This window comes from Marinobacter sp., from assembly GCF_965229985.1.
In the GTDB taxonomy this organism is placed as follows: domain Bacteria; phylum Pseudomonadota; class Gammaproteobacteria; order Pseudomonadales; family Oleiphilaceae; genus Marinobacter.
Genome location: NZ_OZ245935.1, coordinates 1,248,424 through 1,272,627 on the forward strand (window position 1 = coordinate 1,248,424; position 24,204 = coordinate 1,272,627).

The 24,204-nt window shown below is 57.1% G+C and carries 23 protein-coding genes; 2 read left to right on the forward strand and 21 right to left on the reverse strand.

What is annotated here, in order from left to right; translation table 11 throughout:
* Nucleotides 1–72: 72 nt before the first annotated feature.
* From ACO06L_RS05640 to ACO06L_RS05675, 8 genes are all read right to left on the reverse strand, one after another.
* Entirely contained in the window at nucleotides 73–1,098 is a 1,026-nt protein-coding gene (locus tag ACO06L_RS05640) for an amino acid ABC transporter substrate-binding protein (protein WP_202346831.1), read from the reverse strand.
* A 260-nt stretch (nucleotides 1,099–1,358) separates the two neighbouring features.
* Nucleotides 1,359–2,216, reverse strand: a complete 858-nt coding sequence (locus ACO06L_RS05645; RefSeq protein WP_227715841.1) for a hypothetical protein — start codon at nucleotides 2,214–2,216, stop codon at nucleotides 1,359–1,361.
* Nucleotides 2,217–2,314: 98 nt separating this feature from the next.
* Nucleotides 2,315–3,523: an ABC transporter permease gene (locus ACO06L_RS05650; RefSeq protein WP_202346833.1), complete on the reverse strand. Its 1,209-nt coding sequence runs from the start codon at nucleotides 3,521–3,523 to the stop codon at nucleotides 2,315–2,317.
* Nucleotides 3,520–4,263 (reverse strand): ABC transporter ATP-binding protein, encoded by a 744-nt coding sequence (locus tag ACO06L_RS05655; RefSeq protein WP_202346834.1) that lies wholly within the window; start codon nucleotides 4,261–4,263, stop codon nucleotides 3,520–3,522. Before ACO06L_RS05655 ends, ACO06L_RS05650 begins: the two co-directional genes overlap by 4 nt.
* The gene (locus tag ACO06L_RS05660) at nucleotides 4,263–5,513 is read right to left on the reverse strand and encodes an efflux RND transporter periplasmic adaptor subunit (protein WP_202346835.1); all 1,251 of its coding nucleotides are present in this window, start codon (nucleotides 5,511–5,513) and stop codon (nucleotides 4,263–4,265) included. The genes ACO06L_RS05655 and ACO06L_RS05660 overlap by 1 nt, the downstream gene beginning before the upstream one ends.
* 248 nt (nucleotides 5,514–5,761) lie before the next feature.
* On the reverse strand, nucleotides 5,762–6,154 hold the full coding sequence (locus ACO06L_RS05665; protein ID WP_064228898.1) for an acyl-CoA thioesterase: 393 nt from the start codon (nucleotides 6,152–6,154) through the stop codon (nucleotides 5,762–5,764).
* A gap of 67 nt (nucleotides 6,155–6,221) precedes the next feature.
* Nucleotides 6,222–7,802, reverse strand: a complete 1,581-nt coding sequence (locus ACO06L_RS05670) for a PQQ-dependent sugar dehydrogenase (RefSeq protein WP_202346836.1) — start codon at nucleotides 7,800–7,802, stop codon at nucleotides 6,222–6,224.
* 113 nt (nucleotides 7,803–7,915) lie between these two features.
* The gene (locus ACO06L_RS05675; RefSeq protein ID WP_064228897.1) at nucleotides 7,916–8,686 is read right to left on the reverse strand and encodes a ferredoxin--NADP reductase; all 771 of its coding nucleotides are present in this window, start codon (nucleotides 8,684–8,686) and stop codon (nucleotides 7,916–7,918) included.
* A 145-nt stretch (nucleotides 8,687–8,831) separates the two neighbouring features.
* Here ACO06L_RS05675 and ACO06L_RS05680 point away from each other — a divergent pair, with 145 nt between their 5' ends.
* A complete protein-coding gene (locus ACO06L_RS05680; RefSeq protein ID WP_064228896.1) occupies nucleotides 8,832–9,716 on the forward strand; it encodes a LysR family transcriptional regulator in 885 nt (294 codons plus the stop codon).
* On the opposite strand, the gene ACO06L_RS05685 is transcribed toward ACO06L_RS05680, so the two are convergent.
* A complete protein-coding gene (locus ACO06L_RS05685; protein WP_064228895.1) occupies nucleotides 9,708–10,316 on the reverse strand; it encodes a tRNA-(ms[2]io[6]A)-hydroxylase in 609 nt (202 codons plus the stop codon). The two genes, ACO06L_RS05680 and ACO06L_RS05685, sit on opposite strands and share 9 nt — an antisense overlap.
* A 256-nt stretch (nucleotides 10,317–10,572) precedes the next feature.
* Between ACO06L_RS05685 and ACO06L_RS05690 the strand changes: the two genes are divergently transcribed.
* The gene (locus tag ACO06L_RS05690) at nucleotides 10,573–13,167 is read left to right on the forward strand and encodes a bifunctional aconitate hydratase 2/2-methylisocitrate dehydratase (RefSeq protein WP_064229012.1); all 2,595 of its coding nucleotides are present in this window, start codon (nucleotides 10,573–10,575) and stop codon (nucleotides 13,165–13,167) included.
* Between the two features lie 105 nt (nucleotides 13,168–13,272).
* Here the strand turns inward: ACO06L_RS05690 and ACO06L_RS05695 are convergent, their stop codons facing one another.
* From ACO06L_RS05695 to rpmF, 12 genes are all read right to left on the reverse strand, one after another.
* Complete coding sequence (locus tag ACO06L_RS05695) at nucleotides 13,273–14,019, reverse strand: sulfite exporter TauE/SafE family protein (protein WP_064228894.1); 747 nt, start codon at nucleotides 14,017–14,019, stop codon at nucleotides 13,273–13,275.
* Between the two features lie 129 nt (nucleotides 14,020–14,148).
* Nucleotides 14,149–15,639 carry a sodium/proline symporter PutP gene (putP, locus tag ACO06L_RS05700; RefSeq protein ID WP_064228893.1) on the reverse strand — a complete coding sequence of 497 codons (1,491 nt, stop codon included), beginning with the start codon at nucleotides 15,637–15,639 and terminating at the stop codon, nucleotides 14,149–14,151.
* Nucleotides 15,640–15,942: 303 nt separating this feature from the next.
* Nucleotides 15,943–16,722 (reverse strand): helix-turn-helix transcriptional regulator, encoded by a 780-nt coding sequence (locus ACO06L_RS05705; protein WP_064228892.1) that lies wholly within the window; start codon nucleotides 16,720–16,722, stop codon nucleotides 15,943–15,945.
* 99 nt (nucleotides 16,723–16,821) lie between these two features.
* Nucleotides 16,822–17,463 (reverse strand): dTMP kinase, encoded by a 642-nt coding sequence (tmk, locus tag ACO06L_RS05710; RefSeq protein WP_202346837.1) that lies wholly within the window; start codon nucleotides 17,461–17,463, stop codon nucleotides 16,822–16,824.
* Nucleotides 17,460–18,524: an endolytic transglycosylase MltG gene (gene mltG, locus ACO06L_RS05715; RefSeq protein ID WP_202346838.1), complete on the reverse strand. Its 1,065-nt coding sequence runs from the start codon at nucleotides 18,522–18,524 to the stop codon at nucleotides 17,460–17,462. The genes tmk and mltG overlap by 4 nt, the downstream gene beginning before the upstream one ends.
* A 5-nt stretch (nucleotides 18,525–18,529) precedes the next feature.
* Nucleotides 18,530–19,348 carry an aminodeoxychorismate lyase gene (gene pabC, locus ACO06L_RS05720; protein ID WP_202346839.1) on the reverse strand — a complete coding sequence of 273 codons (819 nt, stop codon included), beginning with the start codon at nucleotides 19,346–19,348 and terminating at the stop codon, nucleotides 18,530–18,532.
* 8 nt (nucleotides 19,349–19,356) lie between these two features.
* Nucleotides 19,357–20,604 (reverse strand): beta-ketoacyl-ACP synthase II, encoded by a 1,248-nt coding sequence (gene fabF, locus ACO06L_RS05725; RefSeq protein ID WP_202346840.1) that lies wholly within the window; start codon nucleotides 20,602–20,604, stop codon nucleotides 19,357–19,359.
* Nucleotides 20,605–20,734: 130 nt separating this feature from the next.
* Nucleotides 20,735–20,968 carry an acyl carrier protein gene (gene acpP / locus ACO06L_RS05730; protein WP_008174976.1) on the reverse strand — a complete coding sequence of 78 codons (234 nt, stop codon included), beginning with the start codon at nucleotides 20,966–20,968 and terminating at the stop codon, nucleotides 20,735–20,737.
* A gap of 133 nt (nucleotides 20,969–21,101) precedes the next feature.
* Nucleotides 21,102–21,845 carry a 3-oxoacyl-ACP reductase FabG gene (gene fabG / locus ACO06L_RS05735; protein ID WP_064228887.1) on the reverse strand — a complete coding sequence of 248 codons (744 nt, stop codon included), beginning with the start codon at nucleotides 21,843–21,845 and terminating at the stop codon, nucleotides 21,102–21,104.
* An 18-nt stretch (nucleotides 21,846–21,863) separates the two neighbouring features.
* Complete coding sequence (fabD, locus tag ACO06L_RS05740) at nucleotides 21,864–22,802, reverse strand: ACP S-malonyltransferase (protein ID WP_202346841.1); 939 nt, start codon at nucleotides 22,800–22,802, stop codon at nucleotides 21,864–21,866.
* Between the two features lie 112 nt (nucleotides 22,803–22,914).
* Nucleotides 22,915–23,916, reverse strand: coding sequence for a phosphate acyltransferase PlsX (plsX, locus tag ACO06L_RS05745; protein ID WP_413816173.1), 1,002 nt, complete (start codon nucleotides 23,914–23,916; stop codon nucleotides 22,915–22,917).
* Nucleotides 23,917–23,959: 43 nt separating this feature from the next.
* Nucleotides 23,960–24,139: a 50S ribosomal protein L32 gene (gene rpmF, locus ACO06L_RS05750; RefSeq protein ID WP_008174968.1), complete on the reverse strand. Its 180-nt coding sequence runs from the start codon at nucleotides 24,137–24,139 to the stop codon at nucleotides 23,960–23,962.
* Nucleotides 24,140–24,204: the final 65 nt, after the last annotated feature.

Sequence of the window (24,204 nt, forward strand, 5' to 3'; positions counted from 1 at the left end):
CCCTGTGGTTTACAGCATCAGAGATAACGGCGAAGCCTCCATTACAGAGACTTCGCCGCAGGCTTTCAGGTCTTAACGGACTGGCGGGGCATACAGAACACCACCATCAGTCCAAAGCGCATTGATTCCGCGATCCAGACCCAGAGGGGTATCCGGACCTACGTTGCGCTCGTACATCTCACCGTAGTTACCGACCAGCTTGATTGCCTGGTAACCGAAGTCATCGGGCAGTCCAAGCTTGGCACCCATGTCACCGTCAGTACCCAGCAGACGCTGAATGTTCGGGTTATCGGACTTCAGCATGTCGTCGGCATTGGCGCTGGTCACGCCCAGCTCTTCGGCGTTGATTTGCACGGCGAGCACCCACTTGACGATGTTGAACCACTGATCGTCACCCTGGCGAACAACAGGACCCAACGGCTCCTTGGAAATGGTGTTCGGCAGAATCTTGGCTGAACTCGGGTCAGACAGCTTGGAGCGCAAGGCCGCCAGCTGCGAGCGGTCTGAGGTCAGAACGTCGCAACGACCTGCGGCAAAGCCCTGAACGGTTTGCTCTGAGGTATCGAATACGATCGGCTTGAATTCCATGCCCTTGGCACGGAAATAATCAGACAGGTTCAGCTCCGTGGTGGTACCGGCCTGGATACAGATGGTGGCACCGTCCAGTTGAGTGGCGTCGTCCACGCCAATACCCTTGTTGATCAGGAAACCCTGCCCGTCGTAGTAGTTCACACCTGCGAAGTTCAGGCCCAGAGAGGCATCCCGGGTCAGTGTCCATGTAGTGTTACGGGAGAGCATATCGATTTCGCCAGACTGCAGGGCGGTGAAACGCTCCTTCGCGGTCAGCGGCGTAAACTCAACGGCGTTCGCGTCACCGAAGATGGCTGCGGCCACCGCACGGCAGGTGTCCACATCGATACCGGTCCAGTTACCTTTTTCGTCAGGCTGAGAGAAACCTGGCAAACCGCTGGTCACCCCACACTGGAGATGGCCTTTTTCCTTGACGTTTTCCAGAGTGGTGGCAGCCATGGCTCCAGTGGCCGTGAACGTGCCTACCGCCAGAGCAATCCCCAGGGCAATCGATTTCGTCTTTCTCATTGTCTTTTCTCCGAACATCAGTTGGTTTTTCGCGACGTGTGACCTCAGCAATTTGCGAGCCACAGACCATAAACCCATGATTTATATTGTTTTTATCCGCCACCGAAGCGTTACAGACAGATCTGGAACGAAGTGGCGCTGCTTCATGCACTGATACAGTGCCCTCACTGCGACCCTATGCGCCGAAAAAAGGCAGCATTAGGGCCTTGCTCCTTAAAAGTAGAACAAGGTTCGGTAAATGAACTAGTTTTTATGCAAAATTATTCGGAAATTTTGAAGACAGGAGGCTCTTTATAGGTCTCGAGACGCCTCAGCCATCCGGGCAGCCAGCGCTCTCGTTCGATTGGATCCTTTGCGTTTTCAGCCCTGCGTGTAAGAACAGTGCCGGCGGCCTCCCGAAATTGCCCAAGAGCATTCCGGTCAGGTGAGCCAGACATTTCCAACAAGACTTGCAGCAGCCCCCAGCCTTGATCGTTGTAGCGTTCCGTAGAGGAAAGCCCCTCACCCTTGAAATTCACATAGTCGATGATGGCGTAGACGCCGCCGGGAGTCTGACTAAGCGCTTCAAGCCTGTCAGCCACGTCTGACTTCCGATCATCCGGAGCGGCCTCAACAATCCTTCCAAGCGACTCTCTGGCGCGCCGGAAGATAAACTCAGCCTGTATTCCCTGGGTTCCGGCCAGAAATTCACGCAGTTCCGCGAGCCGGGGCGAGTCGTCGACAGCCAGGAATTCCGCTTTTTCGCTCCAGGGCGCATCGAAGGGCTCCAGAGCCAGCAGCCATTCGGGAATATTGACTTGCCGTTGTTCCATGTATTCCATCAGCGCGGGGAAACTCTCGACAAAACGACCCTCAACGCCCTTCGGATACCAGATGAAGTGGCCAATCCCGAGCGATGGGAACGCCTCACCATCGTTCCAGTGGACCAGGCACTGGAAACGACCGGCACACTCGTTCCGAAAAATCTGTTGTCCCACCCAGTCCAACTGGGCAGAAGTCAGTGCCAGGGATATATCTCCGGTCTGCAAGTCTGGATTCTCCGCATCCACTTTGCCGGACTCGGCCGCTGGCGCCTTTTCGTCAGAATCGCAGCCAGCCAGACCCAAAAGACCTGCCAATAAGATCACTCCGAGGGATTTGAAAACCAATGATTCACTCCTGATAGCCGGGTTGTTTCCACAATCAATAACATAGTTGGCAAGGTTCCGGCAGGTCGCTATTCGTGACGTAACGCATCAATCGGGTTCAGCATGGCTGCCTTGCGAGCGGGGAAGTATCCAAAGATAACGCCGATGGCCACCGAGAAAGTAAACCCGACCGCCATAACCGCTGGCGAAACAACAAAGGGCATGTCCAGTTGCCAGGTGACAAGCCAGGTGCCCCCAACCCCGACAATGAGACCAATAATTCCACCAAGGGTGGACAGCGCAATGGACTCGACCAGGAACTGGGTCAGCACATCCCGTGCCCTGGCCCCGATGGCGAGGCGAATGCCGATCTCCCTGGTGCGCTCGGTGACCGAGACCAGCATGATATTCATGATCCCGATACCGCCGACCAGCAGGCTGACCGCGGCAATCGCACCGAGCAGAACCGTCAGCGTGTTGGTGGTGCTTTCCAGCGTCTGGGCAATATCCTGGGTATCCCGGACATAGAAATCGTCGGCCCCACCTGCCGCTGGATTGCGCCGCTGCCTCAACAGGGACTCAATCTGGGCCTGGACCAATCCTGTCGTGCCATCCACCAGAGCCGATACATAAATGGCGCTGACGTCCAGCTCGCCCACCAGCCTTCGCTGCACCGCCTTGACCGGCATGAGAATGATCTTGTCCCGATCCTGGCCCATGGACTCGCCCTTCTCTTCCAACACACCGATCACCCTGCATGCCGTCCGGCCAACACGGATATTCGCTCCGAGGGGTTCCTGCCCGAGAAACATCTCCTCGATCAGGGTCTTGCCAATGATGCACACGGCAGCGCCGGCAGACTGTTCACTGTCCTCGAACTCACGGCCATAATTGAGGTAATGATTGCGTACGGCGAAATAGTCATTGGTAGTGCCGATGACCGGGATGGTGTCATTGGCATTTCCGATGACCACGGTGGCACTGGTGGTGAGCGCAGGGGCGACCAGAATGCCAGCCACTTCATTGCGAATGGCCTCCACATCGCCCAACTCGAAATTCTCCGCACTGGTGCGCAGCCCGCCGGGACCCCGCTGGGCGGTACCCGGCATAACGAACAGCAAGTTGGAGCCAATGCTTGCGATCTGTTCAGTTACGCTTCGGGTAGCCGACTGCCCCAGATGCACCATGGCCACCACACTTGCCACCCCGATAATGATGCCGAGCGTTGTCAGGAACGACCGTAGCTTGTTTCGGGCAATGGCCTGTACCGACATGCCCAGGGTATCCAGGGCCCTCATGGGATAACCTCGGACGGCGTACCATCCCTGACCAGCTTGCCATCGGTGAAAAACAGAACCCGGTCCGCGTATCGGGCAATATCGGGCTCATGGGTCACCATGAGAATCGTAATTCCCCGCTGTTCACGAATGGACACAAGCTCCTTCATGATCTCTCCGGCCATGGCGGTATCGAGGTTGCCCGTGGGCTCATCCGCCAGCAAGAGCGGAGGCTCCGTTACCAGGGCCCGTGCTATCGCTACCCGTTGTTGCTGACCACCGGAAAGCTGGGACGAGGTCGCATGCGCCCGATCCGCGAGACCAACCGTGGTAAGCGCCTGCATCGCCAACTCATGACGCTGCGCTGGCCGGACGCCCTCGTAAATCAGCGGCAGTTCAACGTTACTCAGGGCACTGGTGCGAGGCAGCAGATTGAAGCTCTGAAACACAAATCCCATGAAGTTCCGGCGCAGCAGGGCTAGTTCGTCCCGGTTGAGGCCGCCCACCTCCACGCCCCGGAACCGGTATTCCCCGGAGCTGGGCACATCCAGGCAACCCAGGATATTCATACAGGTGGATTTGCCCGAGCCCGACGGCCCCATGATGGCAACAAACTCCCCGGCCCGAATATTCAGGCTGACGCCATCCAGGGCACGAACCTCGGTCGCGCCGCTACCGTATATCTTGTAGATGTCGCGCGCCTCCACAACGCATGGCGAGGATTGCGAAATTTCAGACACACCGACATTAACTGGTCCCATCACGGAATTACCGCCGACTGCACGCCGGTTATTACCGCCTCACCCTCCGCCAGCTCGTCACCAGGCAACTCCGTGTAGCGTCCATCGGAGGCCCCCGTTTTTACGACCACCCGGGTCGGCGCCCCGTCTCGCAGCAGCCAAACAGTGTTTGAGGGGCCGGATCGATTTGAGCCACCCCGGGCACCGGGGTGACTGAACAGGCCACCACCGACGCTATCGGTTGCCGGCGGGGTAAAACGGAACGCAACATTCGGCACCCGCAGAACATCCTCACGACGGCCGGTTTCGATGATTGCGGTGGCCGTCATGCCCGGTTTGAGCAAGCCCTCGCTGTTATCCACGGAGAGAACGGTGGTGTAGGTGACCACGTTGTTGTCGACGGACGGGTAAAGGTGAACCTTCAGCACTTCGGCGGAAAATGCCTGGCCCGACCAGGCATCCACGGTAAACGTTGCCGTCTGACCAGCTTCCACCATCCCGACATCTGCTTCATCCATGGACACATGCAGCTCCATGGCTTTCAGATCTTCCGCCAGCAGGAACAGCACCGGTGTCTGGAAACTGGCCGCCACGGTATTGCCGGGCTCAATACTTCGCTGCAGAACCACACCGTTGATGGGCGAGGTGATCACCGCTTTTTCCAACCGGGTCCGGGCCTGAAGCACCGACGCATCCGCCTGCCTCACCGATGCCCGGGCATAGGCCAGCTTCGCTTCTGCCCGCTTGCGGGCCGCAATGGCAGCATCCAGCTCCGCCTGAGCGCTGGTGCCCCGCTCACGCAGTGCGCTGATCCGCCGTTCGTCCACCCTTGCTTCTTCGAGAGTCGCCTCAGCCTCCGCCACCGACGCCCGGGAAAGGGCAAGCTGGGCTTCCGCCTGTTCCAGCGCCACCGCCAATTCATCGGTGTCGAACAGCGCCAGAACCTGTCCTTCAGTCACCTGATCGTTTTCTTCCACCAGAACCTGCGTAATCAGCCCCGATATTTCTGCACCCACAGAAACCTCACTCTTGGGTTCAAGGCTTCCAGTGGCAGTGGCCGTCATCACCATGTCGCCCCGGTCCAGATTGTGGGTCTGCCAAAGCACCTCGCCATCATCTGGCCACAGCCACAAACCAGCGAGCGCCAAAACCGCCATCAGTGCAACTAGCCAGGCGAAGCGGCCAGCCCTTCCCCGCTTGCGTTCCGAGCGAATAACCCGACTGACCTCAGCAGCCATTTCCTGCCGGGTTGAATCCTTTTCCTCTTCCATCAAGCTCTCCTTCCAATCGGAAGCCCAGGGCACAAACTTGAGGGCCCTCAATAGGCATTACGCTGAACAGGCTCTAGATTGCAAGCATGGATCGTAAATTTTTAGTCAACGCATCAGAGCCATCAACCTTTCCGCCCACAAAACGAAAAAGGCCGGGATTTCCCGGCCTTCTTCGTTTTTGTCGAACTTGATTGATCGATATCATTAACCTTGGACTTCTCGGACTTTTAAAAGCCTCCTGCCAAGCATCACCCGACGAGATGCTCAGAAAGCTTCGCCCTGATTTCATCCGGAATCGGCAGGGCTTTCTCTGTTTCATAATCGAAATGAATCAGCACGGCGACGCCCCGGGCAATCTGCTTGTCGCCCTGCCAGGCTTCCTGAACCACATGGAACGAGGAATTGCCGATCTTGCCGATGCCTGTTTTGATCTTGACCGGAATATGCCAGTAGCTCTGGGCCATCAGATCAATCTCCAGCCGCGCAATGATCAGCGGCCAGGTCTCCGCCTCAAGGGTGGGATGAAAAATCCGGAAAACCGGCGTTCTGGCCTGCTCGAACCAGACCGGTAAAGTGGTGTTGCTGATGTGCCCGAGGGCATCGGTATCGCTGAAACGTGGCTCCAGCTCCAGATGAAACATAGCGGCTTCCCCTTTCTGAAAACCGCCTACTATACACCGGCCGGACACAAACACCCCAAATCTGCGACTAAGGCACGAGGCGAAGCACCCGGCCATCCGCGCTGTCGGTGAGCAGATACACCGCACCCTCGGGCCCGGTGGCGACATCCCTAATTCGCTCGCCGAGCTCTTCGAGCATCGTTTCCACGTCGCTTGCTTGCCGTCCGTCCAGCGTCACCCGATGCACACTTCTGTCGGCAAGCGCACCAACAAGCAGGTTACCCTGCCAGTCTGGAAACAGCTCGCCCTGGTAGCGGGTCATGCCTGAGGGCGCGATTGAAGGCGTCCAGTGCAGCAGCGGCTGTTCCATACCTTCCCGCTCAACAAAGGGCGTGATCATCGCTCCGGTGTAGTCTATGCCGTGAGTGATCACCGGCCAGCCGTAGTTGTGCCCCGGCTCGATGATGTTGATTTCATCCCCACCACGCGGTCCGTGTTCATGGGCAATCAGAAGGCCCTCAGCGGAGTCGTAGACCAGCCCCTGCACATTGCGGTGCCCGTAACTGTAGATTTCCGGAAGCGCGTCGTCCCTGCTGACGAAGGGATTATCGGCCGGAGCCGTGCCATCCGGGTTCAGGCGGACAATCTTGCCGAGATGACTCGACAGGTCCTGCGCCTGCTCACGGTAGTCGAATCCATCCCCAAGGGTGACGATCAGCGTATCATCCGGAAGCCAGGCCATCCGGCCACCGTAGTGGGCACTGCCCTGTTTCGCTGGTTTAGCCCGGAATATCTCGACAACGTCTTTCAGAGCCATTCCCTGTAACTGACCACGGGCAACACAAAGGTGATTGGCAGATGCGGTACCGCAGGCGTAGGCGAGAAATACCTCCTGGTCAGTCTCGAAATCAGGCGACAACAGAACATCAAACAGGCCTGCCTGGGCGTCATTGAAAACCGTCGGCACACCGGTAATCGGCTCCTGGCTCAACTCCAAGTCCGCCGAGATTCGCCGCAGTCGCCCTGCCCGCTCGGTTACCAAGGCGCCACCGTCAGGAAGAAATGCCAGTGACCAAGGATGCTCAAGGCCAGACACCAATGTTTCAACGGAATAACTGGCGACGGATTGGGCCTTTACCAGGCCCGGCTGCCAGCCAAGACCAACCGCAAGACAACAGATCGCCACAGCTGGCACTGTGTTGAGACCACTCGCCTCCTTGCGAGAAGCGGTCAATCGGGCAAACAGCCACCCGGCGAATACCCCTGACAGCAGCATTGCAATCAGGCCGCCCGGGGATCGGGTTGCGGCGATCAGCGTCGGCATTGGCAACATCGCGTTGACGGTTGCCAGCGCAACCCATAATCCGGCTCCACCGGCCAACGCACAAAGCGGAGATCGCCAGCCCGGCCCCATCAACCGGGAGAATCCTGCGGCAGCTAGCTGGGAGACCAGAAAACTGACTCCGAAGAGAATCCCATAAACAGGCGCGAAGGATCCCAGGTCATGAAGTGTGGCAGAAATTCGTGCTTCAACACCGATCTGCACACCTATTTCCTGAAGCGCCAGCAGGTTGAACTGGGTCTGCACCACGGTCCCGAGAATGACACCGACCAATAGCGCAATTGTAAAGCTCACCAGGATCTTTTTGTTTTTGTGCATGCCTGCCATCACTGTCGTCTCCGGAGTTTTCCCTTTTATACGAACACTTCCGTCAGATACAAACACAAAAAAGCCGGAGCATCACGCTCCGGCTTATTCAGAGGTGGGTTACCCCTGCATACTCACTGCTCCACAAAGGCCCGCTCAATCACGTAATGCCCCATGTCGCCACCGCGGGCTTCCTTGAATCCCATGTTGTTCAGGATAGCGCAGGTATCCTTGAGCATGCTCGGACTGCCGCAGATCATGAAACGGTCGGTCTCCGGATCGAAATCCGGCAGGTCCAGATCACGGGTGATTTTCCCGGTTTCCATGGCATCGGTCAGCCGGCCCTGATTACGGAACTCTTCGCGAGTGACGGTAGGGTAGTAGACCAGTTTGCCCTTCACCATCTCACCGAAATATTCGTTCTCCGGCAATTCTTCGATTTCCTTCTGATAGGCCAGCTCAGAGACGTAACGCACGCCATGAGTCAGGATCACCTTGTCGAAGGCCTCGTAGACCTCGGGATCCTTAATGATGCTCATGAACGGTGCGAGCCCGGTGCCAGTGCTGATCAGCCACAGGTTCTTGCCAGGCAGGAGATTGTCCAGAATCAGAGTTCCCGTAGGTTTGCGGCTAACCAGAATCTCGTCACCCACCTGGATCTTCTGCAGGCGCGATGTCAGTGGGCCGTCCTGCACCTTGATGGAGAAGAACTCGAGCTCTTCCTCATAGTTGGCACTGGCAATACTGTAGGCGCGCATCAAGGGCTTACCCTCTGTCTCCAGACCAATCATGACAAAATGACCGTTCTTGAAACGAAAGCCCGGATCCCGGCTTGTGGTAAAGCTGAACAGGGTATCGTTCCAGTGATGAACGCTGGTAACTTTCTCTTTGATCAGGTTGCTCATGAAAACCTCTTGCCTGTTCGATACGCTGTTTTACGGCGAATGATTTAACTTTGGATTGCGCTTAGTCTAACCCGGCACTAACCTATCGGGAAAATGGGATATTCTCATAACCTTATTCGAGCGAGCCGATTAAGAGCTAAAAGTTATGAAATACAGTTTCCGACAGCTGGAAGTTTTCCTTGCAGCGTCGCACTTCCAGAACATCACCCGCGCTGCCGAATCGCTGGCCATGTCGCAGTCAGCAGCCAGCAGTGCACTGAAAGAACTGGAAAACCAGTTCGACATCCAGCTGTTCGATCGCGTTGGCAAACGGCTCCAGTTAAACGAACTCGGGCGGCTTTACCGCCCGAAGGTGGAAGCCGTCTTGGCCCAGGCCAATGAACTGGAACAGGCCTTCAGTAAGCACACGGAAGTGGGTGCTCTGAAAGTTGGCGCCACGCTTACTATCGGAAACTATCTGGCCGTGGGTGTGATGGCCCAATACATGAATACCCCTACCCACCCCAGAGTCTCCCTGGAAGTTGCCAACACCAGCACCATTGCCAGACGTGTCAAAGACTTCGAGCTGGATATAGGTCTGATCGAGGGGGAACTGCAATCATCAGAGCTGGATGTGTTGCCCTGGCGAGGCGACGAACTGGTGGTGTTCTGTTCGCCCAGCCACCCCCTGGCGAACCGGGATTCGCTCTCGGACGAGGACCTTCGCAACGCTACCTGGATAATGCGGGAACAGGGGTCAGGCACCCGCCAGAGCTTCGAGCGAGGCATGCACGGACTGCTGCCGGATCTGAACGTGCTATTGGAACTGGAACACACGGAAGCCATCAAACGGGCGGTCGAGGCAGACCTGGGCATTGGCTGCCTGTCTGAAGTGGTGCTGGCCGACGCCTTCAAGCGTGGCAGCCTGGTGCCGCTAACCGTCCCGGCACACCGACGGTTTGATCGCCAGTTCTACTTCATCCTGCACAAGCAGAAATACCGCAGCGCGGGGATCGACGCATGGATAGAGCTGTGTCGGCAATTACGCTGAAACCGGCCCACTGTGGAACCGGAACTCGGTATCCGGCTCCTCGATCAACGCCTTCTCAAGCGCCAGAAATTCGCCGACGCGCGCCTCGATAGGCCCACCGGCGGCCTGCTCGGCCAGCGACAGATAATCCTGATAATGCCGGGCTTCGGATTTCAGGAGACTGGTGTAGAAATCCGCCAGCTTCTCATCCAGGAACGGAGCCAGGGCGGCAAAACGCTCACAGGAGCGCGCTTCGATAATGGCGCCAACAATCAACACATCCACCAGACGCCCGGGATCTTCTGTGCGAACTTCCTGTCTCAACCCTGCGGCGTAACGAGCCGGCGTCAGGTGACAATAATCCACGCCCCGCTTATTCATGATCGCCAGCACCTGCTCGAAATGCCTGAGTTCTTCCCGGGCCAGCCGGGACATCTTGTACAGCAGATTGGTATTGTCGACGTAGCGGTACATCAGGCTGAGCGCTGTGGAGGCGGCCTTTTTCTCGCAGTGGGCGTGATCGATCAGCATCAGGTCCTGATTAGCCAGGGCGTTGTCGATCCATCGTTGCGGAGTCCGGCATGGCAGGAAGTCGTGAATCTCTTGCAGTGCGTCGTTCATGGCTCAGTATATTGATTGATTTGCGGCCGGCGAGTATAGCGCACTTAACAGATTCCTCCGACCTCTGTCCAACTTAACTTTATAAGGGGTTTCCTATAGAATGCAGCGCCAGATTAAGGAGTCTCTGAATAAACCCTGAAACCCCATCGGTGATTTGAGGCATTATTCAGAGGCTCCTGCGGCCTTTCCGCCAAAACCTCCCGCCAAGGCATGAAGCCAACGGCGCGGGACATTCCAACTGATGAGGGTCCATATCGTGTTAGAAGCCTATCGTGAACACGTTGCTGAACGTGAAGCCCTGGGTATTCCTCCCAAGCCCCTGAACGCCGAGCAGACCGCTGCTCTGGTCGATCTGCTGAAAAACCCGCCGGCCGGTGAGGAAGATACCCTGGTGTATCTCCTGGAAAACCGCGTACCGCCGGGCGTGGATGAAGCCGCCTATGTGAAGGCCGCTTTCCTGACCGCCATTGTTAAAGGCGAAGCATCCTCTCCCCTGCTGGACAAGCAGAAAGCGGTGAAGCTCCTGGGCATGATGCAGGGCGGTTATAACATCGCGACCCTGGTTGACCTGCTGGACGACTCCGAACTGGCTGAACTGGCCGGTGAGCAGCTCAAGCGCACTCTGCTGATGTTCGACGCCTTCAACGATGTGAAGGAAAAGATGGACGCAGGCAACACCGTTGCCAAGGCCGTGGTTGAATCCTGGGCCAACGGCGAGTGGTTCACCAACAAGAAGAAGGTGCCCGAGAGCACCAAGATGGTGGTGTTCAAGGTCACTGGCGAAACCAATACTGACGACCTGTCCCCGGCCCCGGATGCCTGGTCCCGCCCGGACATCCCGCTGCACGCGCGTGCTGCCTATAAAATGGAACGTGATGGCCTGAAGCCGGAAGAACCCGGCGTAACCGGCCCCATGAGCCAGATCGATGAGATCAAGTCCAAGGGCCTGCCCGTTGCCTTCGTTGGTGATGTTGTCGGTACCGGTTCTTCCCGTAAGTCTGCCACCAACTCCGTTCTGTGGTTCTTTGGTGAGGACATCCCGGGCGTTCCCAACAAGCGTGCCGGTGGTGTCTGTATCGGTAACAAGGTTGCCCCAATCTTCTTCAACACCATGGAAGACGCCGGTGCCCTGGTTTTCGAAGCTCCGGTCGACAACATGAACATGGGCGACGTTATCGAGATCCGCCCGTATGAAGGCAAGATCCTGAACGAGGCCGGCGAAACCATCTCCGAGTTCAAATTCAAGTCCGACGTAATCCTGGACGAAGTTCAGGCCGGCGGCCGTATTCCGCTGATCATCGGCCGTGGCCTGACCGCCAAGGCTCGTACAGCACTGGGCATGGGCGCGACCGACCTGTTCCGCCTGCCGAAAGATCCCGAAGCCGGCACCAAAGGCTTCACCCTGGCCCAGAAGATGGTCGGCAAAGCCTGTGGCCTGGAAGAAGGCAAAGGCGTTCGTCCGAACACCTACTGCGAGCCACACATGACGACAGTCGGCTCCCAGGACACCACCGGCCCGATGACCCGGGACGAGCTGAAAGACCTGGCGTGTCTGGGCTTCCAGGCCGACCTGGTCATGCAGTCTTTCTGCCACACTGCTGCTTACCCGAAGCCGGTTGACGTGGAAATGCAGCACACCATGCCGGACTTTATCCGTACCCGTGGCGGTGTTTCCCTGCGTCCGGGCGACGGTATCATCCACTCTTGGCTGAACCGCATGCTGCTGCCGGACACCGTGGGCACCGGTGGTGACTCTCACACCCGCTTCCCCATGGGCATCTCCTTCCCGGCCGGTTCCGGTCTGGTTGCGTTTGCCGCTGCAACCGGCGTTATGCCGCTGGATATGCCGGAATCTGTTCTGGTTCGGTTCAAGGGCGAAATGCAGCCAGGTATCACCCTGCGCGACCTCGTACATGCCATTCCGCTGTACGGCATCAAGCAAGGCATGCTGACCGTTGAGAAGAAAGGCAAGATCAACGAATTCTCCGGTCGCATCCTTGAGATCGAAGGTCTTGAGCACCTGACCGTAGAGCAGGCTTTCGAGCTGTCTGACGCGTCTGCCGAGCGGTCTGCTGCTGGCTGCACCATCAACCTGTCTGAAGAGTCCGTGGCCGAGTACCTGCGCTCCAACATCACCATGCTGCGCTGGATGATTGCCGAGGGTTACGGCGATCCTCGTACCCTGGAGCGTCGCGCCCAGCAGATGGAAGAGTGGCTGGCTGATCCGAAGCTGATGCGTGCCGACAAGGACGCGGAGTACGCCCACGTAGTGGAAATCGACCTGGCCGAAATCAAGGAGCCGATCGTGTGCTGCCCGAACGATCCGGACGACGCCCGGACGCTGTCCGAAGTGGCCGGCGACAAGGTAGACGAAGTGTTCATCGGTTCCTGCATGACCAACATCGGTCATTTCCGTGCCGCCGGTAAGTTGCTGGCGCAGAACAAGGAACCCCTGAAGACCCGTCTGTGGATGTCACCGCCCACCAAGATGGACCAGGCTCAGCTGATGGAAGAAGGCTACTTCAACATCTACGGCACCGCCGGTGTTCGCACCGAGATGCCGGGCTGCTCCCTGTGCATGGGTAACCAGGCGCGTGTGGCGGCCAAGAGCACCGTGCTGTCTACCTCCACCCGTAACTTCCCGAACCGTCTGGGCGATGGTGCCAACGTGTACCTGACCTCCGCGGAACTGGCAGCGGTTGGCGCGGTACTGGGCAAACTCCCCTCCGCCGAGGAATACATGGAGTACGCCAAAGACCTCAACAGCATGTCGAAAGAGATTTACAAGTATCTCAACTTCGACCAGATGGAGAACTACACCAAGAAGGCCTCTGAGGCGAACGTTGCCTGAGCAGTGACTTTTAAGGTTTAGCTCCAAAAACGCCAGCCCTCGGGCTGGCGTTTTTTTATGCAACATGGTTCGCCATAGACTGTTCAACGCGTGACTTGTTGGCAATCAGTAAAAAACCAGCCTCGCCAGAATGGCCGCTACCATCACCAGGGTAATCAATTTAATCCAACGCGCTCCGCGTTTGCTCATATTCACTCGGGTAGCAATAAAAGCACCGGTGATATTACCCAGCGCCAGCGTCAGCCCCACACCCCAGCGAACCTGGTCGTTGAAAGCGAAGACCACCAGAGCAGCGAATGTAAAAGGCAACACGATCGATACCTTGAGCACGTTCACCTGGCGCAGGTCGATCTTGAGCATGTGGTAAAGCACCACAATGAACAGCACGCCAACACCTACCTGAATGAATCCGCCGTACATGCCAACGACGAACATCGCCAGATAAATGGCCGGACTGAGACGCTCCGGGGTCAGCGGCCGGGTACTGAGCACCGGTTGCGGCAGAAGCATAAATGCGGAGGCGCCGATCATGGCGGACACCAACACCCACTCGAAGACAGTGTCCGATACCCAGGTAGCAATCCAGGCGCCCAGAAGCGAACCGAGAACTGCGGGAAAGGCCAAATGCAAACTAACGACCAGGTTGCCATGCCCCATCCGGTAGAAGCTGCCTACTGCAGTGATACTCTGCAGCGTTATCGCCACCCTGTTAGTGCCATTGGCCACTTGTGGCGGCAACCCCAAAAACATCAATAGCGGCAGAGTCAGCATCGATCCGCCAGCTGAGAGAACGTTAATAAACCCGGCAATGCCACCGATCGACAGTAATGCCAGGACTTCCAGAACAGTCACTCATCGCGCTCCGTTGCGGATTGGGGCGTCGCCACAAAAGAGACGAACGATCCGGAATCATTATGACCAAAAAAAGGACTCCCGCAGGAGTCCTTTTCACTTCTTCAAACGCGCTTGGCGCGATTTTCTTTACCGCTCGATATGCTGATACTCGCCGGCATCGGCGGTTACCGAGCTCACTACCAGGATTGCGATGAAGGCAGCAATGAAGCCGGGAATAATCTCGTAGACACCTGGTCCACCCATGAACGAGCCGTTCCAGCCCATTGAAATCCAGATCATGACCGTGGCCGCACCGACAACCATGCCAGCGATGGCACCTGCGCCGTTAGTTCGACGCCACATCAGCGACAGGATAATCAGCGGACCGAATGCAGCACCAAAGCCTGCCCACGCGTTAGCAACCAGGGCCAGAACCTGAGAGTTCGGATCGGAGGCGATGACGGCTGCCACCAGACCAACAAGGACAACGCACACGCGACCGATATTTACGCACTCCTTGTCAGTTGCTTCCTTACGCAGGAACAGACGATAGAAATCTTCTGTCAGTGAAGAGGAAGATACCAACAGCTGACTGGAGATGGTACTCATCACCGCCGCCAGCAGAGCCGCATACAGGAAGCCTGTGATCAGCGGGTGGAACAGCATGTCTGACAGGATGATAAAGATGGTTTCCGGATCCTGTACGTCCATGCCATTACGGATAGCGTAGGCACGGCCGAATACGCCCAGAGAAATCGCGCCGATCAGGGAAATCAGCATCCAGCTCATACCGATGTTCCGGGCAACCGGTACATCCTTCAGGGTGCGGATGGCCATGAAACGCACGATGATGTGGGGCTGACCGAAATAACCCAGCCCCCAGGTAACGGCAGACAACCAACCAATAAAGGTTAGCCCCTCCGTCCAGGACAGCAGCGTGGGATCAACCTCGTTCAGGGTTTGAGAGGCCTGGGCGAAACCGCCACCGCCTTCACCAAACAGCACAACCGCGGGCATGATGACCAGAGCCAGCATCATGATACAGCCCTGTACAAAGTCCGTCATACTCACGGCCAGGAACCCACCCACGACGGTGTAAGCCAGAACCACACCCAGGGTAATTACGATGCCTGCTGCGTAATCACTCATGCCACCGAAGTTGAAAATTCCGGCGAATGCGCTCTCAAACAGCTTGCCGCCGGCCACCAGGCCTGACGCTGTATAGACCGCGAAGAAAATGACAATAACGATCGCCGAGACGGTGCGCAGCGACAGGGCCTGTGTCGGGAATCGATTTGCCAGGAAAGACGGGATGGTGATCGCATTGCCATAGTGAACGGTTTGTTCACGGAGGCGGGGCGCAACCAGCGTCCAGTTAAAGAATGCACCTACGAGCAGGCCAATACCAATCCAGGCAGATCCCAGACCCGACGCAAACAGCGCGCCCGGCAGACCCAGAAGCAGCCAGCCACTCATATCAGAAGCACCTGCCGAAAGCGCAGCCACCTTCGGACTGAGGGCTCGGCCGCCCAACATATAGTCTTCGGACGAAGACGTAGCTCTGCGCATGGCATAAACGCCGATGGCAATCATGAGCGCAAAGTAAGCAAATAGACTGATCCAAACACCAATAGCCATAGGGGCTCCTCCGGTTTAATGAGTCGGAATAGATCCGCTCGCAAAGCACATGGCTGACCTTATGCCAACTCGCTGCACTATTCTTCTTTTGTTTCCGAGTTCCATCTCATTTGAAGCAGGGAATTTCCTTGTGATCACTCCCTGAACCTGAGTACGCAAAGAACATTTGCGACTCTCGCCCCGCACGCTCGCGTGAGACCGGGCTCCAGTCGCTATAACTTAGTATTAGTGCGGATTTCAGGCTTACGAAATCCTACGATTCTTTTGCACAATCCTACGGGACTAAGGAACTGACCGGCCAAATCAGGCCACACTCTCGCCAACCTGCAATCTTGATGGCGTGGTCCCCTTGTATTTCCGCAAGGCATTTGTCAGCGCGCTTTGAGACGAGAAACCCGATCGGTAACTGATTTCGGACACTGTCAGGGTCGTTGTTGCGAGGAGGTTGGCGGCCTGATCGAGTCGTGTCTGTAACAGAAACTGGTGCGGCGTTATACCTGCCACCTCCCTGAACACCTCATGGAAACGGCTGACACTGAGGCAAACCTCTCCTGCCATATCTTCGACAGTAATCTTCTTGTGGAGATTTTTGAGAATGTAGCGTCGGACTGTATCAGGGCTGATAGCATTCCGGTTTGACGTGAAGGACTGGCCATCTGTGATCCGGTCAGCCATACAATAGAGAATGCTTGAAGCCAGGTGCTGCTGGAGCGTTGTATGATCGGGCGCTCGGTCAAACTCGCCAGCGGCGAACTGGACGAGACCATGTAAGCGACTATCCATCTGCAAGGTTCGCGGCTTTTCAAACACCCGCATCATGCGCTCGTAATCGGCGTGGGCTGGAGAATTGACGGCAGGCATAAGCGGATCGAGATTGATCACCAGAACATGATTCTGGTCATTACCACGATAATCGTGTCGGGCTTCCGTGGGCACCAGGTATGCTCGCCAGGTGTCCAGATAAGCCCCTGCCCCATCAACGCTTAACTCGGCTTCGCCCCGCACCCCGATGACAATCTGGTGGTGTTCATGCCAGTGCTGATGCGCTGCCATGGGAAGCTTCAGAAGTTTCGCGTTAACCATTAAAACTGCCAGCGTTTAACTGAGAATGTTCCTCAATTAAAGCAGAACATTACAGAAAGTGCACGAATGGAACAGAAACATCGGGGAAACTCGCAGCTCTCAGCGCACCGCTGAACGGCTCAACCACTGCTTCAACAGTCCCGAAACCTGCTCAGAAACCTCAGCCAGTGGGCGCGAGGCATCAATTACCTGATACCTGGCGGGCTGCGCCTTGGCCCGGGCAAGATAGGCATCTCTGATTCGCTGAAAGAACTCCAGATCTTCCTGCTCGAAGCGATCAAGTTCTCCCCGCTTGCGGGCCCTGGCCATCCCTGTGTCCACGGGGGCATCCAGAACAATCACGTGATCCGGACGAATGTCGCCCTGCACCAGAGTTTCAAGCAGGGCGATTCGTTCCTCCGGAACGCCGCGCCCGCCGCCCTGATAGGCAAACGTCGCATCGGTAAAACGGTCGCACAAGACCCAGTGACCGCGCTCAAGCGCCGGCAAAATCCGCGTGTGCAGGTGCTGGGCCCTGGCAGCAAACATCAGCAACAGCTCGGTGATTTCATTCACCGGCTCATCCCGGGGAGCCAGCAGGAGTTCGCGGATGGACTCAGCCATGGGCGTGCCGCCAGGCTCCCGGGTGACGATATAATCGACACCGATCTGATCAAGTGTGCTGGCTGCGTTCGTCAACTGAGTTGACTTGCCAACCCCCTCGGTACCCTCAAATGTTATGAACTGCCCACGAACCGTCATCCCGCATCCTCATCGGAGTCGTTGTTCTGTGGTGCAGGGGAGGAACGGTAGTCGTCACGTCTGTTCAACTGGAATTCACGCACGGCTTTCTGGTGCTCCGACAGTGTGCGCGAAAACTTGTGCGTGCCATCACCCCGGGCAACGAAATAAAGTGCATCACCGTCATCCGGATGCAGGGCCGCGTGAATGGATTCACGGCCAGGGAGGGCAATGGGCGTGGGAGGCAGACCATTGATTCTGTACGTATTGTAGGGTGTATAGGTGCGCAGGTCCTTGCGCCCTATCCGCCCCTGATAACTATCGCCCATGCCGTAGATGACCGTGGGGTCGGTTTGTAGCCGCATTCCTTTCTGCAGGCGGCGGACAAACACGCCGGCAACCTGATCCCGCTCGTGGGGCGCTCCAGTTTCGCGCTCTACAATCGAAGCCATGATCAGGGCTTCGTATGGGTTATCGTAAGGAAGCCCTTCTTCCCGCGCAGCCCATTCCTCGGCCAACACTGTTTCCATCCGGTTGAAGGCCCGCTTCAGCAGGTCGAGGTCAGATTCGCTACTGGTAAAGGCGTAGGTATCCGGAAAGAATCGCCCTTCGGGGTGCTCGCCCTCGGCGCCAACAGCTGCCATGATCTGCTCAACAGTCCACTGGCCAGTGACCTTCTGAAGCCGCTCAGCCTGGGCCAGAGCCGATCTCATGTCCTTGAAGGTCCAGCCCTCAATGAACTGTACATACCAGTGCTTGGTATCCCCCGACACCATGACACCGATCATGTCCCTGGGGCTCATGCCACTGAGAAACTCGTATTGGCCAGCCTTGATCCGGGTCTGCCCGGGTTCGAGCCGACCGTACAGCCTCAACCACAGCCGGTCGGAAACCAGCCCCTCGGCCTCAAGCCTACCAACCACTTCAATGAAGGAACTGCCCTGGGGAACATCAAAAAGCAGCGGCTCTTCCAGTATCACCGGCTTTTTCAGGCCTTGCAGACCCTGCCACACCCAGAGGCCTGTTCCTGCCGAGGCGAGGACGGCGACACAAACGCACGCAAGCAATAACTTCTTGAACAAACGATTTATTCCAGTGTTTCGAGAGGATTGAAGATTGTCGCAAGTCCGCTATCGACAGGCAAATCATGACCGGCAATAGTGCGAACCGGAACAATACCCAGCACGCTGTTCAGCAAAAAAATACCCTGGCAATTCGGGCCAAGCACATCATTTACCGTGACCGGACGCTCTGTCACCGTCTCCCCCCTTTGCCTCAGGCGTTCCAGAAGCCATTGCCTGAGCACACCGGCAACCGCCAGACTGGATGCCGGCGGCGTCACCCAGCCACCTCCCTGACGAAGCAGAAGATTGGTACGGGTGCCTTCGACCAGATTGCCATCGCGATCCGCCATGATCACCTCGAACAGCGGGGGCCCGAGTTCCGCAGCCGCCAGTACTTGCTCAAGCCGGTTCAGAGACTTCATTCCGGCCACTAACGGATTGACCGCCAGCGGTACTTTGGAGAAATCAACCGCCACGCCTGCAGGATCGGGCGCTGGCGGCAGAGGTGATGCGGAAACCAGCAGATTGGGCTCCATCCCGGGATCCGGGCGATACCCTCGCCCGCCACTGCCACGGGTCAGTGTCAGCTTGAGGATCCAGCCATCTGCCTTGAAACGATCGGCGAAACGTTGCGCCGCCTCGACGCAAACGTTGGCGAGCTCTTTCCGGGAAACCTCAATACCAAGTCGCCCGGCGTCGCGCACCATTCGTTCCAGGTGGCGGGACAACAGAACACCTCTCTGCCCCGACATCCGGATAGTTTCGAACAGCCCGTCACCATAGGCAAGCCCACGGTCATCGGCGGGCAGGCCGCCCTCATCGGCCCAGTAAAGACGAAACACAGCGATTATCAGCCTTCGTAGCGACGGAAAATCAGGGTTCCATTGGTACCACCGAATCCGAACGAGTTGGACAGCGCCACCCGAACATCGGCCTGACGACTCTTGTGGGCCACGAGATCCAGATCGCACCCTTCATCGGGATTGTCCAGATTGATGGTTGGCGGCAGCACGCCATCGCGAATGGCCATGACCGAGAAGATTGCTTCCACCGCACCGGCGGCGCCAAGCAGGTGCCCGGTCATTGATTTGGTGCTGCTCATGGCCAGCTTTTCAGCATGCGCGCCGAACACCCGCCGAACCGCAGCCACCTCGGCGACGTCACCGACCTGCGTGGAGGTACCGTGAGCATTGATATAATCAATTTCTTCCGGTTTCAGGCCGGCGTCACGCACGGCATTGGCCATGGAACGGGCCGCGCCCTCACCGTCCTCCGGTGGCGCAGTAATGTGGTGGGCATCGTCACTCATCCCGAAGCCAACCACTTCGCCGTATATCGTGGCACCGCGCTGTTTTGCGTGTTCCAGCTCCTCAAGAACGACCACCCCGGCACCGTCGCTGAGGACAAAGCCGTCCCGATCTTTGTCCCAGGGGCGGCTGGCCTTTTCCGGTTCATCGTTGCGGGTAGACAGTGCCCGGGCAGCGGAGAAAGCAGCCATGCCGGTACGTGTGGTTGCCATTTCCGACCCACCGGCCAGCATCACTTCGGCGTCACCATAGGCAATCGTACGGGCCGCATAGCCAATGTTATGGGTACCGGTAGTGCAGGCGGTAACAATTGCAATGTTCGGGCCCCGATAGCCAAAACGGATAGCAGCGTTCCCGGAGATCATGTTAATGACAGAGGCTGGCACGAAAAACGGCGAAACCTTTCGGGGCCCGGACTTGTCCATGGTGAGAACACTTTTCTCGATATACTCGAGGCCACCGATGCCAGAGCCAATGGCTATACCGACGCGCTCCCGGTCAAGCCCGTCAAACGACTCAAGGCCGCTGTTGTCCACCGCCTGTTGGGCGGCAATCAGGCCATAGTGGATAAAGGCGTCGAGCTTCCTGGCGTCCTTGGGAGAAAGGTAGGACTCCATATCCAGGTCCCGGATGGCCCCTCCAATCCTTGTGTTATAGGCAGACGCGTCAAAGCGATCGATCATACCGATCCCGCTACGTCCGGCCTGAATAGCTTCCCAGGACGACTCCACGCTATTGCCGACCGGAGACAGCATGCCCATTCCTGTAATGACAACTCGCCGTTTAGTCATAGCCTGTTGCACCTGATCTTGTCCGAATGAATCTGAACGCAGATTGAACCTGATTATCAGCCAATAAAAAAGCCGTCCCTCGCTGTTTCACAAGGACGGCTTTTTGCCTGGCTTTCTTAAATGCAGAGTATCAGGTGTGCGCGACGATGTAGTCGATCGCGTCCTGAACACTTGTCAGCTTCTCGGCTTCCTCGTCAGGAATCTCGGTTTCAAATTCCTCTTCCAGTGCCATAACCAGCTCAACGGTGTCCAGTGAGTCAGCGCCAAGATCCTCTACAAAAGAAGATGAGTTCTGAACCTCGGACTCTTTAACGCCCAACTGTTCACAAACGATCTTCTTCACGCGCTCTTCAACTGTACTCATAATGTCCTCACTTTGTGTGTCAACCAAGCAACTCTAGTGCTGCCAGTTTAGTTTAAACCCTACCTGCAAACAAGCAGGGATTCTGATAAACATGTTGTGCGACAAGGAGTTGCGCACAGACCCCGACTGGGGCTTATCCCATGTACATTCCGCCGTTCACGTTGATGGTTTCACCCGTCACGTAACCGGCTGCATCTGATGCCAGGAAGGCAACTACGGCTGCCACTTCTTCCGGCTCACCCAGACGACCCGCGGGTATGATTTCCAGCATAGTCTCGCGCTGCTTGTCGTCCAGTTTTTTTGTCATATCCGTGTCAATAAATCCGGGAGCCACACAATTTGCAGTGATACCCCGGTTCGACATTTCTTTGGCCAGGCTTCGGGTAAACCCTTCGACGCCAGCCTTGGCAGCGCAATAGTTGCCCTGCCCCGGGTTGCCCATACCGGCAACCACCGAGCTTATATTAATGATCCGACCCCATTTAGCCTTCGCCATGCCGCGAAGCACGGCCTTGCTGGTGCGGTAAACACTGGAAAGATTGGTTTCCAGAACTGACGACCAGTCATCGTCCTTCAAACGCATCAGCAGATTATCACGGGTAATGCCGGCATTGTTGACCAGAATCAGAGGTGCGCCGGATTTTTCTGTCAGCTCTTTCAGACCTGCTTCTATGCTGGCGGGATCTGCCACGTTCATGACCATGCCATAGCCTTTGTAACCGGCCGACTGGAGATCATTGGTGATGGATTCGGCACCGGCCTCACTGGTCGCCGTACCGACGACTTCAGCACCCTGCGCAGCCAGCGCACGGGCAATCGCCTGGCCAATACCGCGGGTTGCACCGGTTACCAGTGCGGTTTTACCTTCCAGAGACATGAATAACTCCCTTTCGTTTCAAGACTGGCCGAAGGCGTCCAGCGCCTTCGCCAGCGAATCCGGGTCTTCGATACTGTGAACGGCCAAAGCCCGGTCGATACGTTTGGCAAGCCCTGCCAGGACCTTGCCGGTACCGCACTCAACGGCGACTTCGACATCATTGGCAACCAGAGTACGCACAGAATCCGTCCAGAGGACCGGTGAATAAAGCTGCTTGAGCAGGTTGGCCTTCAGTGTAGCGGATTCGGTCTCGGCGGCGGCGTTAACATTTTGTATAACCGGGATGACAGCATCATTAAAACGCACATCTTCCAACGCTTTTGCCAATTCCTCGGCAGCGCCCTTCATCAAGGCGCAGTGGGAAGGCACGCTGACCGGCAATGGCATGGCCTTGCGGGCGCCTTTTTCCTTGCAGGCGTCAATGGCGCGCTCAACCGCGGCGGCCGAGCCAGCAATGACGACCTGGCCGGGAGCATTGAAGTTAACCGCAGAAACCACATCACCCTGAGCCGCTGCTTCACAGGCTGAAACAACGTCGTCGTCCTCAAGACCCAGGATGGCCGCCATTTTGCCTTCCCCGGCCGGCACGGCGTCCTGCATGAGCTCACCCCGCAGGCGAACCAGCTTTACCGCTTCCACAAAGTCGAGGCTCTCGGCGGCGACAAGGGCGCTATACTCGCCCAGACTGTGACCGGCAAGGAAATCCGGCGCACTGCCACCCGCCACAAACCACTGCCTCCACAGGGCAACACTGGCCGTAAGCAGCGCAGGTTGGGTAACCATGGTTTTGTTGAGCTCCTCGGCCGGGCCCTTCTGGCAGAGCGCCCAGAGGTCGTAGCCAAGCACATTGGAGGCTTCGGCGAAGGTTCTGTTGATAATGGGCCAGGCTTCAGCGGCATCCGAAAGCATGCCCACTGATTGCGACCCTTGTCCTGGAAAAATAAAGGCTGATTTCATAAGCGGGATCTTATCGTCATTGGGTGGTTACGTGAGATTAGCCAATAGTACAAGTTAGGCCAATTATCCGCGAACGCGTGACCAAACCGGGACAGACTTTAGTCTCAGGTACTCAAAGCATGAGATCGTCGAGACGCTCATTAATACGGCGGGGTACTTCCAGCTCAACTTCCCTGACAGCCTGGCGAATGGCGGACAACACAGCGCGTTCGTTGGCGTTGCCATGACTTTTGATCACCACACCCTGAAGGCCGAGGAGACTGGCACCGTTGTGGCGGGAAGGATCCATCAATTGCAGAAGCCGACCGATAATCGGCCGGGCAAGCAGGCCAACCAGCCTGCCGTAGAGATTTCGGGTGAAAGCCTGCTCCATCAACTCAATCAGCAGTCCGGCAACGCCCTCGCCGGTTTTCAGGGCGATGTTGCCGACAAAGCCATCACAGACCACCACATCGGCCACGTCCCGGAACAGATCACTGCCTTCTACATAACCGATATAGTTGATGGTATCGCACTGGGCCAGCATGTGAGATGCCAACCGTACCTGCTCATTCCCTTTGATTTCCTCCTCACCGACGTTCAGCAAGGCAACCCGCGGCTCCGCCTGGCTGCAGATGGCAGACGCCATCAGTGAGCCCATCAAGGCATACTGATAAAGGTTTTCGGCTGTGGAGTCGACATTGGCACCCAGGTCAAGGACGTGGCAACGTCCACGCAGCGAGGGAATCAGCTTGGCGATGGCGGGGCGCTCTATGCCCGGATACATCCGGATAATGGTGCGCCCGAACGCCATCAGCGCACCTGTGTTCCCGGCGCTGACACAACCCTGGGCTTCATCGTCCCGGACGAGGCTCAGCGCGATGGCCATGGAGGAATTTTTCTTGTGACGAAGAGCGTGCGAAGGGCGCTCGTTCATGCGCACCACATCCGCCGCTTCAACGATGCGGATTCGGGCATGCCCTTCACGCAACAAAGCCTCAAGCTCGCTCCGGATTCCCACCAGAACGATGCTCAAGGCTTCGTTTTCGCGCACCGCCTGCAACGAAGCGGCAACCACAACGGCTGCGCCGCGGTCGCCACTCATGGCGTCAATCGCGATGGTGACCGGTTTCACCGTTCTGCCATCCGATTCCTGGCGATGCATAGCGGCAACGAGATTACTCGTCGCGAGCTTCGATTACCTGCTTGCCACGGTAGAAGCCGTCCGGAGACACGTGGTGACGACGATGAACTTCACCGGTGGTCGCATCAGTGCTCAGAGCAGCGGCGCTCAGGGCGTCGTGTGAACGGCGCATGCCACGCTTGGAACGGGTCTTACGGTTTTGCTGTACAGCCATGATTATGCTCCTGACCTGTTAACGTAAACTTTGTCTTGCTGAATAAGTAACGTCTGTTCGTTAAA